Annotated in this window: 11 protein-coding genes; 6 read left to right on the top strand and 5 right to left on the bottom strand. The window is 67.0% G+C overall.

Annotation, left to right across the window (positions count from 1 at the left end):
• Positions 1–155: 155 nt before the first annotated feature.
• Positions 156–731 (bottom strand): 2'-5' RNA ligase family protein, encoded by a 576-nt coding sequence (locus AC3B6C_RS21480; RefSeq protein ID WP_488374069.1) that lies wholly within the window; start codon positions 729–731, stop codon positions 156–158.
• A 226-nt stretch (positions 732–957) separates the two neighbouring features.
• Between AC3B6C_RS21480 and rpsA the strand changes: the two genes are divergently transcribed.
• Positions 958–2,436: a 30S ribosomal protein S1 gene (rpsA, locus tag AC3B6C_RS21475; protein WP_010842437.1), complete on the top strand. Its 1,479-nt coding sequence runs from the start codon at positions 958–960 to the stop codon at positions 2,434–2,436.
• A 73-nt stretch (positions 2,437–2,509) separates the two neighbouring features.
• Here the strand turns inward: rpsA and AC3B6C_RS21470 are convergent, their stop codons facing one another.
• Both AC3B6C_RS21470 and AC3B6C_RS21465 read right to left on the bottom strand, forming a co-directional pair.
• Positions 2,510–3,115: an SWIM zinc finger family protein gene (locus tag AC3B6C_RS21470; RefSeq protein ID WP_488374068.1), complete on the bottom strand. Its 606-nt coding sequence runs from the start codon at positions 3,113–3,115 to the stop codon at positions 2,510–2,512.
• Complete coding sequence (locus tag AC3B6C_RS21465; RefSeq protein WP_488374067.1) at positions 3,112–4,728, bottom strand: DEAD/DEAH box helicase; 1,617 nt, start codon at positions 4,726–4,728, stop codon at positions 3,112–3,114. The genes AC3B6C_RS21470 and AC3B6C_RS21465 overlap by 4 nt, the downstream gene beginning before the upstream one ends.
• 222 nt (positions 4,729–4,950) lie before the next feature.
• On the opposite strand from AC3B6C_RS21465, the gene AC3B6C_RS21460 reads away from it, so the two are divergent.
• Both AC3B6C_RS21460 and aztD read left to right on the top strand, forming a co-directional pair.
• Positions 4,951–5,697 (top strand): TetR/AcrR family transcriptional regulator, encoded by a 747-nt coding sequence (locus AC3B6C_RS21460; protein ID WP_488374066.1) that lies wholly within the window; start codon positions 4,951–4,953, stop codon positions 5,695–5,697.
• Between the two features lie 101 nt (positions 5,698–5,798).
• On the top strand, positions 5,799–7,034 hold the full coding sequence (gene aztD / locus AC3B6C_RS21455; protein ID WP_488374065.1) for a zinc metallochaperone AztD: 1,236 nt from the start codon (positions 5,799–5,801) through the stop codon (positions 7,032–7,034).
• 125 nt (positions 7,035–7,159) lie between these two features.
• Here aztD and AC3B6C_RS21450 read toward each other — a convergent pair whose 3' ends face one another.
• Entirely contained in the window at positions 7,160–7,915 is a 756-nt protein-coding gene (locus AC3B6C_RS21450) for an aspartate racemase/maleate isomerase family protein (RefSeq protein ID WP_488374064.1), read from the bottom strand.
• A gap of 81 nt (positions 7,916–7,996) precedes the next feature.
• Between AC3B6C_RS21450 and AC3B6C_RS21445 the strand changes: the two genes are divergently transcribed.
• Entirely contained in the window at positions 7,997–8,827 is an 831-nt protein-coding gene (locus AC3B6C_RS21445; RefSeq protein WP_488374063.1) for a hypothetical protein, read from the top strand.
• 25 nt (positions 8,828–8,852) lie between these two features.
• Here the strand turns inward: AC3B6C_RS21445 and AC3B6C_RS21440 are convergent, their stop codons facing one another.
• Positions 8,853–9,404, bottom strand: a complete 552-nt coding sequence (locus AC3B6C_RS21440) for a TetR/AcrR family transcriptional regulator (RefSeq protein WP_488374061.1) — start codon at positions 9,402–9,404, stop codon at positions 8,853–8,855.
• Positions 9,405–9,497: 93 nt separating this feature from the next.
• On the opposite strand from AC3B6C_RS21440, the gene AC3B6C_RS21435 reads away from it, so the two are divergent.
• Both AC3B6C_RS21435 and AC3B6C_RS21430 read left to right on the top strand, forming a co-directional pair.
• A complete protein-coding gene (locus AC3B6C_RS21435) occupies positions 9,498–10,412 on the top strand; it encodes an alpha/beta hydrolase (RefSeq protein WP_488374058.1) in 915 nt (304 codons plus the stop codon).
• Positions 10,409–11,209, top strand: a complete 801-nt coding sequence (locus AC3B6C_RS21430) for an SDR family NAD(P)-dependent oxidoreductase (RefSeq protein WP_488374056.1) — start codon at positions 10,409–10,411, stop codon at positions 11,207–11,209. Before AC3B6C_RS21435 ends, AC3B6C_RS21430 begins: the two co-directional genes overlap by 4 nt.
• Positions 11,210–11,294 lie beyond the last annotated feature (85 nt).

Genomic DNA, 11,294 nt, shown 5'->3' with positions numbered 1-11,294 from the left:
TTGTGCGGCGCCGGCTCCTGTCCGCGATTCCGGCGGAGGTCCCGGCTTCGGCGCCTTCTCGGCGTGTTGCCCGGCGGCGCGGGCTCCGGCCGCGCATCCGCCTGACGCCGTTCGGGTCTCTCGGGCGTGATCGGCGGCGCTGTCGTGGTGTCCGCTCAGCAGGCCCGCCCCGCGAGCACCACGTCGGCTCCCTCGTCGGGGTCCCAGCGGCGGAGCGCGGTGAACTCGCCGACGATCTCGGCGCGCGGGTCGAGGACGGCCAGTGCCCGGACGAGCTGCTCGGCGTCCATCCGTCGTGCGAGGGTGACGTGCGGTGTCCACTGCCCGGGAGCGGTGTGCGCGAACGCGGACCCGCGACTCCCGGGCGTCGCCGAGGCGCCCGCCTGTCCGGACTCGGCGAAGTCGGCGGACAGCCGGCAGACCTGCGCATGGACCGAGAGGAGTTCGCTCGACGGCACCACGAGTCGTGCGAGCGTCGATCGGGTGCCGGCGCCGAAGACGATCGGAGCGCCGAGCCGCATGCCGACCGGCAGGCGCATGGCGACCCCGGCGAGCGCCGCATCGGCCTGGGGATCGATCCGCGACGCGGCCACGAGCGTCACGTGGGGCCGGTTGGTCGCCGAGGCGACGCGCCCCTGATGGGGCAATCCCGCCGTGGCGAGTGCGGCCCATTCGGCACGAACCTGCTGGTCGGACGAGTCGTCGAGGAGGAGTTCGAGCGAGTGGGCCACCAGGCGATCATCTCATCCGCTCGCGGGGCGCTCGTCGGTGCGCACTCATGCGACGAGCCATTTGCCCAGCACATTGCCGCTGGAGTAGGCTTCTACACGCGCGTGTGCGCTATGACGCGCGGTTCGCACCTGACCTGACCGGTGACAGGCTGGTCCAGGTGGTGTCGATCAACAAAGCTTTGACGAAATCGTACCTACTACACACCTGTCCGGAGCAACTCAACATATGTCGTCCCCCACGATCACCTCGCCGCAAGTAGCCGTCAATGACATCGGCACTGCCGAGGACTTTCTCGCCGCCATCGACTCCACGATCAAGTACTTCAACGATGGCGACATCGTGGAAGGCACCATCGTCAAGGTCGACCGGGACGAGGTTCTGCTCGACATCGGTTACAAGACCGAAGGCGTCATCCCTTCTCGCGAACTGTCGATCAAGCACGACGTCGACCCCAATGAGGTCGTCAACGTCGGTGACGAGGTCGAGGCCCTGGTTCTCACCAAAGAGGACAAAGAAGGTCGTCTGATCCTCTCCAAGAAGCGCGCGCAGTATGAGCGTGCGTGGGGCACCATCGAGGAGCTCAAGGAGAAGGACGAGGCCGTCAAGGGCACCGTCATCGAGGTCGTCAAGGGCGGCCTGATCCTGGACATCGGGCTGCGCGGCTTCCTCCCGGCATCGCTGGTGGAGATGCGTCGCGTCCGTGATCTGCAGCCGTACATCGGCAAGGAGATCGAGGCCAAGATCATCGAGCTCGACAAGAACCGCAACAACGTGGTCCTGTCGCGTCGTGCATGGCTCGAGCAGACCCAGTCCGAGGTCCGCAGCGAGTTCCTGCACCAGCTGCAGAAGGGCCAGGTCCGCAAGGGCGTCGTGTCCTCGATCGTCAACTTCGGTGCGTTCGTCGATCTCGGCGGTGTCGACGGTCTGGTTCACGTCTCCGAGCTGTCCTGGAAGCACATCGATCACCCGTCCGAGGTCGTCGCAGTCGGCGACGAGGTCACCGTCGAGGTCCTCGACGTCGATCTGGACCGCGAGCGTGTGTCGCTGTCGCTCAAGGCAACCCAGGAAGATCCGTGGCGTCAGTTCGCCCGCACCCATGCGATCGGTCAGATCGTGCCGGGCAAGGTCACCAAGCTGGTGCCGTTCGGTGCGTTCGTCCGCGTCGACGAGGGCATCGAGGGTCTGGTCCACATCTCCGAGCTGGCCGAGCGCCACGTCGAGGTGCCGGATCAGGTTGTCGCCGTCGGTGACGACGCGATGGTCAAGGTCATCGACATCGACCTGGAGCGTCGCCGGATCTCGCTGAGCCTCAAGCAGGCCAACGAGGACTACACCGAGGAGTTCGACCCCTCGAAGTACGGCATGGCCGACAGCTACGACGAGCAGGGCAACTACATCTTCCCCGAGGGCTTCGACGCCGAGACCAACGAATGGCTCGAAGGCTTCGAGAAGCAGCGTGAGGCATGGGAGGCCCGGTACGCCGAGGCCGAGCGTCGCCACAAGATGCACACGGCCCAGATGGAGAAGTTCGCCGCTGCCGCCGCCGAGGCCGCCAACGCCCCGACCGACTACTCGTCGGCGACGGAGAGCCGTGGAGGCTCCTCGTCGAGCAGCAGCTCGACCGGTGGGTCGTCGGCGGGCGGATCGCTGGCCAGCGACGAGCAGCTCGCCGCGCTCCGCGAGAAGCTGTCGGGCAACGCCTGACACACCCCGCTCACCGAGCAGTAGAGAAGCCCTCCCGGGAAACCGGGAGGGCTTCTCTCGTTCTCACCTCCGGTCAGCGAGGGAGGTCGGCGCGAGGCCCGGACTGCCAGTAGTCCCTGACATCGAAGGCGGTCAGCGCCGACCAGCGCGGGGGTATCCGACTCGATGGTGCGTCGGGATCCGGTGCGGCGTCGACGGACGAGCCGTCGAGCGATCCCTCGAAGTCGCGGAGCCGGAGGGCAAGGGCGGGCTCCCGGTCGACCGCGGCGGCGAGCGCGTACAGCGTCGCGAGGATGTGCAGGCACCGATCGCCGCGCGCGCGACACGAACAGTCGGCGACATCGAGACCGGCGGGCGACCACGCCGCGGCCTCGACCAGCCGGTGGTACATGTCGTCGGTCGGTTCGGTGGACGCGCCGAGCAGCTCGCGCAGGGCTGACGCGGTGGCCGAGGTCATCGGGCCGAATTCGAGATGTGCCATCGACGCCTCGCCACCCCGTTGGACCAGACCGCTGACCGATCGTCCGTCGACCGTCAGCGTGACTCCGCCGTTGCGGGCGACACTGCGGGCGCGTGGCGCGAGCGGGTTGGGAGAGCGCGTCGAGATCGGCTCGGCGAGCCGGACGATCTCGGCACCCCAGCGGCTGAAGCCGAACTCGGCGGGTGGGCCGGCGGTCATCGCACCTCCCGATTGCGGCGCAGGACGTCGATCAGCCGCTCGTCGCTCAGGCCGGTCAGTTCGGCGAGGGCCGAGGAGTCGTCGGCGTGCGCGCTGAGTGCGGACTTGCGGCGGTGCAGGTCGTCGATGTGCTCCTCGAGAGAGGTGGCCGACGTCAGGGTCGTGATCGTGACCGGACGCTGCTGACCGATGCGGTGTACCCGATCGGAGGCCTGGGCCTCGACCGCGGGATTCCACCAGCGATCGAAATGGATGACGTCGCACGCGCGAGTAAGGGTGAGTCCGACGCCGCCGGCCTTGAGACTCATCACCATCACCCCGGGGCCCCGGCCGGCCTGGAAGTCGGCGACGAGTTCATCGCGCCGGCCCGGTGGAAGACCGCCGTGGAAGAACGGGACGTCGACACCGAACTGCTCGGCGAGGTGACGGACCAGGAGTTCGCCCGTGTCGCGGTACTGGGTGAAGACGAGCGTGGGGGAGTCGGTACGCAGGTTGTCGCCGAGAATCTCTGTGCACACATCGAGTTTGCCCGAGCGGCCCATGAGCACTCGGGTGTCGCCGGTGACGAGACCGGGATGGTTGCAGATCTGTTTGAGCCGGGTGAGGGTGGCGAGAATCCTTCCGTGCCTCTCGAATCCATCGCCGAAGCCATCGTCTTCCACGCGTGCGAGATGGGCGTCGTAGAGCTGCGCCTGCTCGTCGGTCAGATCGACGAGAACGGGATTGGAGATCTTCGGTGGCAGTGCCGACGCCACGCGAGATTTGGTGCGCGCCAACACCACCGGCGACACCGCGACCCGGAGTCGGTGCAGTGCTCCGGTGTCGCCGTCGTCCACGGCCCTGGTGAACCGGCGTCGGAACACCGCCCGGTGGGGGAACACTCCGGGCGCGATGACGCGGAGGATCGCCCAGAGGTCGTCGAGACTGTTCTCGACGGGCGTGCCCGTCAACGCGATGCGAGCGCGGGCGTCGATGGAGCGGGCCGCGCGCGAGACCTGGGTCCGCGGGTTCTTCAAGGCCTGCGCCTCGTCGAACACGACTGTCGCCCAGGGATACCGGCGTATCGCCTCGATGCTCAACCGCAGTCTCGCGTAGGAGATCACGGCGACCGAACCGGGCGCCTCCGGGGTGTGATCGAGAGGTCCGGTGTGCATGTCGAGTGTGGGCGCGAAGCGGGTCATCTCATGTGCCCAGTTGGTCACGAGGCTCGTCGGGCAGACGACCAGTTGGGGTCCCTCGTGTGCCCGAAGCGTCAGCAGCCCGATGGCCTGGACGGTCTTGCCGAGTCCCATCTCATCGGCCAGCACGGCGCCACCGGTGACCTCCGCGGTACGGGCGAGCCATGCGACGCCGCGGATCTGATACGGCCGCAGGCTCGCTCGAAGCGAGTCGCGTAGTGCGTCCTCTGCGGCTAGACAGTCGTGCATCGCCGAGCGCGCGAACTCGGCCGTGGTCATCGCGGTGCCGGTGGGGTCGACCTCGGCGTGCGCGGCGAGAGGCAGTGACGTCGCGGAATCACCGGCGAGCGTGCGCTGCCAGGCGTGTACCGACTCGGCGACCGGACCGGACGCGCTGGAATCGCCCGGTTCGCCGGCAGAGAGGAGCGTCGGCACGTCGACGAGTTCGCAACGGACGTCGCGGACGACGAGGCCGCGGCCCTCGGGAACCGCCAGGCGGCACGAGTCCGGACGGTGTGCGGCATCGGGATCGTGTGACGACCACAGGGCGAATTGATGGAGATCCGGCAGATATGTGGCCTGGATTGTCAGCAGGGGCTCCTCTTGGTACGGTGTACGGAGTTTCTACTCGGTACACCGTACGGGAAAGGCTTCGCCGTGTCGACCGCTGATGACGCACGCGTGCTGGTTCGGCTGTTGTGGCGGGCCGAGGCCGGAGTCGAGGGTCCGCGGCGCGGTCCGCGACAGCGGGTCTCGATCGACGACATCGTGACGACGGCGATCCGCCTCGCCGATGCGGGGGGACTCGACGCGGTGTCGATGCGCGCACTGGCCGCCGAGATGGGCGTCGGGCCGATGAGTCTCTACACCTACGTACCGACACGTGACGTCTTGGTGGCGCTGATGGTCGACCAGGTGGCGGCGGACGCGCCGATGCCTCCGAGCTCGCCGACCGTGGTGGAGTCGCTGGCGGGTGTCGCGCGTGCACTGCGCGCCGAGTGTCTCGCTCACCCGTGGCTGCTGGAGGCCACGCCCTGGCGCCAGGTGCTGGGGCCCCACCGGCTTGCCCGCTATGAGCGACAGCTCGAGCTGCTCGAGTCTGCCGACATCTCGGATGTGCAGCGCGACAACATCATCGCACTGATCGGCGCGTTCGTGACCGGCAACGCCCGCGAAGCGGTCGGGGAGCGGTCGGCAGCCGTGGAGACCGGGATGAGCGATGCGCGATGGTGGGAGATCGTCGGCCCCGAACTCGCGGCGGTCGTTCCTGACGGCGCGTTCCCCCTTGCGGACCGGGTCGGGAGTGCGGTCGGTGAACTCCATCAGGCGCCCGGCGCCCCCGACGACGCCTTCGAGTTCGGGCTCATGCACGTACTCGACGGATTGCGACCATTGCTGACCTGACGCCCGGACGCGAGTGCTCGGAAGGGTGGTCGTGGACGCGAGCGACCACCTGCATTCATGCGTTGTTGACAATCATTTTCATGTAGCTGTTCACTGTTCGGGTGTTTGCACAACGGACAAATCTGACCCGATCTCTGGCGATCCTCACCGCCGCATCGTTCGCGCTCGTCGCCTGTGGCAGCGAGGATTCCGGCGACTCGACGCCCGCTGCCCCCAGTTCGGCCAAAGCCGTCGAACAGCAGAGCGCCACACCGCGTCTCGCGCTCAGCTACAACGGCGGCATCCTGGTTCTCGACGCGGAGTCGCTCGAGCAGGTGGCCGACCTTCCGGTCGACGGCTTCATCCGACTCAACAGCGCCGACAACGGCCGGAATGTGTTCGTCTCCGAGTCGGACGGATTCCGGGTTCTCGACATGGGAACCTGGACGCGCCAGCACGGCGACCACGGTCACCACTACACGACCACTCCGGCCCTCACCGACATGACCTTCGGCGGCGAGGAGCCCGGACACGTTGTGCCCCATGACTCCCGGATCACACTCTTCACCGACGGGACCGGCGAGGTCGAGATCGTCGAACCCGCCGAACTCCTCCGTGGCAACCCGGCATCGACCTCGTTCACACTCCCCGAGCCCCACCACGGGGTCGCGGTGTTCCGGGAGGACGGCACCGTCGTCGTCACCGTCGGCAACGAGGACTCGCGCAGCGGGGTCGCGATCCTCGACGGTGAGCGCAAGGAGATCGTGCGCAACGACCAGTGCCCGGGAGTGCACGGTGAGGCCGCCGGCGCCGACGGTGTCCTCGCCTTCGGTTGTGAGGACGGCCTTCTCATCGTGCGAGGGAACGACATCCGTAAGGTGGACAGCCCCGACCCCTACGGCCGGATCGGCAACCAGGCAGGCAGCGACGAGTCCCCGATCATCCTCGGCGATTACAAGTCCGACCCCGACGCCGAACTCGAACGCCCGACGCGCTTTTCGCTCACCGACACCCGCACCGGTCAGCTCCGCCTCGTCGATCTCGGCACCTCGTACAGCTTCCGGTCCATCGAGCGTGGTCCCGGAGGTTCCGCGGTGATCCTGGGAACCGACGGCGCCCTGCACGTCTTCGACGTCAACACGGCCACGAAGACCGCCATCATCCCGGCGATCGGTGCGTGGACCGAACCGGACGAGTGGCAGTCCCCGATGCCGAACGTCGTCGTCCAGGAGGGCATCGCGTACGTCAGCGATCCGGCGGCGAAGAAGATCGTCGCCATCGATCTGAACAAGAACGAGAAGGTCGGTGAGGCGGGACTGCCGCACGAGACCATCGAGCTCGCCGCCGTCACGGGCTGACCGGCAGTCCGCGGAGACCTCGTCCCGCCTGCGTGTTCCCGATCCGGGACCGCGCGGGTGGTACGAGGTCTCTGCCTGTTTCGTAACATCCGTTCCGGTGGTGCGGCCACAACACCGCGCAGTCCTCAGCCGAGGAACAGGGGTCCGGCGTCGTCAGCTCGCGGTACCCGGCCGACGGCCCGGAATAGGGACCAGACCGTCACCTGCGTGGCGGTCAACACCGGAACCCCGGCGGCCTGCACGAGGGCAGAGGTCAAGTGGTCGGTGTGCAGAGCAGTTTCCGGAAGTAGGACGACCCGCGCATCGGGATGAGCGGCCTTATCGACCAGGTCGATGATCCTGGCATAGCCCCACTCCGCCAGGTCACGATCGGTGCGAGCGTTCGCATCGACCCGGTGGATGACCGAAGTGCCGGACTTGGCGATGTGCTCGATGAATCGGTCGGTGAAATGCGGCGGGTACACCGAGGCGACGCTGACGGCAGTCGCCCCGAGATGGGCCAGTGCCTCCTGAAATCCACGCATCGTTGAGGTCGCGGCACACCGGGCTGTCGATTCGATGGTTGTCAGTTGTCGCCGGTGGGCACTCGGGCTGAGCATGAAACTCGCCGAGGTGACCGCCAATGCAACGGCATCGAACCGGTCCGCAGAACCACTCAGCGCATCGGATATCGCGGAAGGATGACCGAGCCGGGCGACAGTGGCCGCCAGATCTCGGTCCGACATGCTGCCCAGTTCGAAATGCGTCTCTGCCGGCCACGGCAGCTCGACCACCTGCAGCGTCGACCGCGGTGAAGTTCGCCCCGCGAGGCTGGCGAAGTCGTGGACATCGGCGTTCGCAGTAGGGAAGAGCAGACCGAAGTCCGGGTCGGCGTTCGACATCTCGTCACCGTCGCACGACGCAGTCGGTTCCGTCGAGCGGGGCGTGGAACCCGTCGGTCCGATTCGGCCTAGGCTGCGCGTATGAAAACGCCGTCGTGGGTGGAGCTCGCCGGTCGCAATGCGGCCGCCGAATCAGTGTATGTGGCCGGTACATTGACGGTCCGCGAGTCGCCGGACGAGGAGATTGCCTTCGACTTTCAGCACGCCCCGGGCGGGAGATGGCGCGTCGAGAGGGCCGGCAGACCGATATACCTCGCGAATGGCCGGTCCTCGGTCGTTCGCGTCGACGATCACATGCAGCAGCTCGACGGCGACATCCGTATGGCACTTCTGGGTGCTCGGTTCAGCCCACTCGATCTGTTGGGCCCGGACTCCTTGTTGCACAAGATGAGTGCCGGGTTGGCGGCCGACGCGACGAGCCCTGAGGACATCGGCGGCCGGCCCGGGTGGTCGGTCCGACTCGTCGGGGCGGGCGCGGGCGCGGTCGTCCTGGTTTTCGACGACTCGACCGGCTTGCTGGTGCGGGTGGCGAACGACCGCGGCGACGTCCTGCTGCAGGTCGACAACCTCGCCGAACCGGAGACGCTGCCCGACGCACTCTTCGTGTGGGACGGGCCGATTCGCCCGGCCCCGTCGCCTCGCGATCGGCGTCGGAACACGGCAGACGACACCGAGCGCCTCGAGTACATGCGGGCCGTCGTCGCCGCGCAGGCAAGACCTCACGAGGTTCTGGCTGCTGTCACCGCTGCCGACGGCGAGGCCTCTGCCCGGGCGGCCGTGATTCGGCTTCTCGGCGTCACCGAGTTCGGCGCCGACGCGATCATGGCGACACCCATCGGTCGGTTCCGGGGTGATCACACCGCCGCCGACCGCCGGACCTTCGAGGTCCTGGAGGAGCGGCGCCGGTACTGATCACTGGTCCGGGCCAGCGTCCCGGCTAGCTCGTGGCCGACGGCCACCGGTGGGCCAATGTCTCGCATATGGTGCGCTGTTCGCCTTCGTCCCGCGTGTGCATCAATAGTCCCTCGACGGTGAACACGGCGATCGTCACCTCGGCGTCGACGGTCTCCGCAGGGACGCCTGCTGTTTCCAGCTCGGCACGGAACAAGGTGGCCGTGAGGAGGTGAAAATTGTTGTGCCACTCCGCTACTGCAGAGGAGTGTGGTACGCGAGAGTGCACTGTGGTCACCAGACCGCTCATCTCGGTCAATCGCCGCACGATCCACAACACCCGAGCGGCGATCGGCTCGTCTGCAATTGCCTGATACTGGGGCCAGACATCGGCCATGACGGCAGACACGACTGCAACGAGCACGTCATCCTTGTCATCGAAATACCAGTAGATGGTGTTGGGCGCCACCCCGGCTTCCTTCGCCAACCTGCTCATCGACGTCGCCTCATATCCGCCTTCGATGAACAGCCTCCGGGCGGCCGCGACGATCTCCTGGCGCTTCTCGTCGGCAGTCTGCGGCCTCTTGTTCCGCGCCACGGACACCACCTCCACACCACTTGGTCTTGAACGGCATTCAAGAAGCTGCTAGCTTGTTGAACGCCATTCAAGATACCTGATGGAGGTCCATCGATGACGCGTCAGTTCACCTACGTTCGATCCGATGTCACGTTCGAGTCCGGCGATGTCCAGTGCGCAGCCTGGCTCTACCGCCCGGATGGGGTCGTGAACCCGCCCATCGTCGTCCTCGCTCACGGTTTCGCCGCATTCCGCGAACTAAGGCTCGACGCCTACGCCGCACGGTTCGCGCAGGCCGGGTATGCCGCGCTCGTCTTCGACTACCGCCATTGGGGTGCCAGTGGCGGGTCGCCGCGTCGCATTCTCGACATCGGAAAACAGCTCAGTGACTGGGATGCCGCAATCGCCTACGTTCGGGGCCTGGAGGGCGTCGACACGCGGCGCGTGGTGGCGTGGGGGTCGTCTTTCGGCGGCGGCCACGTCCTGAAACTGGCTGCCCACGACCACGATGTGGTCGCCGCGATCGTCCAGGTTCCGCACGTGAGCGGCCCCGCGTCAGCGTTCTCCCAGTCTCCAACACTGGTGGCGCGACTGATCATCGCCGGGGCGCGTGATCAATTCCGGGCGTGGACGGGACGGACGCCCTACCGGATGGCCGCGATAGGGCGACCCGGCGACGTCGCGATGATGACCTCGCCAGGCGCTTACGAGCAAGTCGAACGCATGGGGGACATGCGTGAGGAACTGCTCGCCGAAAACGACGTCGCCGCCCGGATCGCACTGCGCGTGCCCTTCTACTCTCCCGGACGTCACGCAGCGGCGATCAACGTCCCAGTGCTGGTCCAATTGGCAGCGAAGGACGACGTCACGCCGATCGACAAAGCCCAGGCTGTAGCGCGCCGCATACCGAAAGGCGAGGTGCACACCTACGATTGTGGCCATTTCGAGCCCTACCTCGACCCGTACTTCGAGACCATCGTCGCCGACCAGGTCGACTTCCTGGACCGCCACGTTGGCGACCCGCGATGACCGCACACCCTCCCCGCCGCACAGCTCTCGTCACGGGAGCCTCCGCCGGAATCGGAACCGCGTTCGCCCGACATCTCGCCGCCGAAGGCCACGACCTGATCCTGGTGGCGCGACGGGCAGGCCGGCTCGACGAGCTCGCAACCGAACTTCGTCAGCAACACGGCGTTCTCGCCGAGGTCATTGCGGCCGACTTGAGTGACCCGGCCGCTCCCGCCGCCGCGATCATCGATCGGGCGGACGAGCTGGGGATGCCGATCGACGTGCTGGTCAACAACGCAGGCCTGTCCTCGAGCACCAAGTTCTCCGAGACCCCATGGGAATCGGTTGCCGCCGAACTCCAGCTCATGGTCACGGCGGTGACCGAGCTGACCCATCGCGTGATACCCGACATGAAAGCACGGCGCTGGGGACGGATCGTGAACCTGTCGTCTCTCGCTGCGGTATCGCCCCCGGGGGAGGGCCTGCTCTACACCGGGATCAAATCGTATGTGCTGAACATGTCCCAATCGCTGGATATGGAGCTCAAACCGCACGGCATTCATGTGACAGCACTGTGCCCGGGCTTCACGCACAGCGAGTTCCACGACGTCATGGGCACCCGCGACGCCGCGGACCGGTTGCCGGGATTCATGTGGCAGGAACCCGAAGATGTCGTCCGCGAAGGTTGGGCCGCGGTCATGGCCGGAAAACCCGTCTGCATCCCCGGCGTCATCAACAAGGTGTCCGCGGCCGCGATGCGCCCCATCCCCGGACGTATCGGCTACCACCTTGGGCGCACACTGAACCCGTTCAAGTAGCAGCAGACGAGTTCGTACGTTCGGTTGGGAGGCCGCTTCGTTGACCGCGGCGGGATGGTGCGCAGGGCGACTGCCCCGGACGTAC

Source organism: Gordonia sp. 11cp, from assembly GCF_057767225.1.
This window is presented reverse-complemented; position numbering and strand designations above follow the sequence as displayed.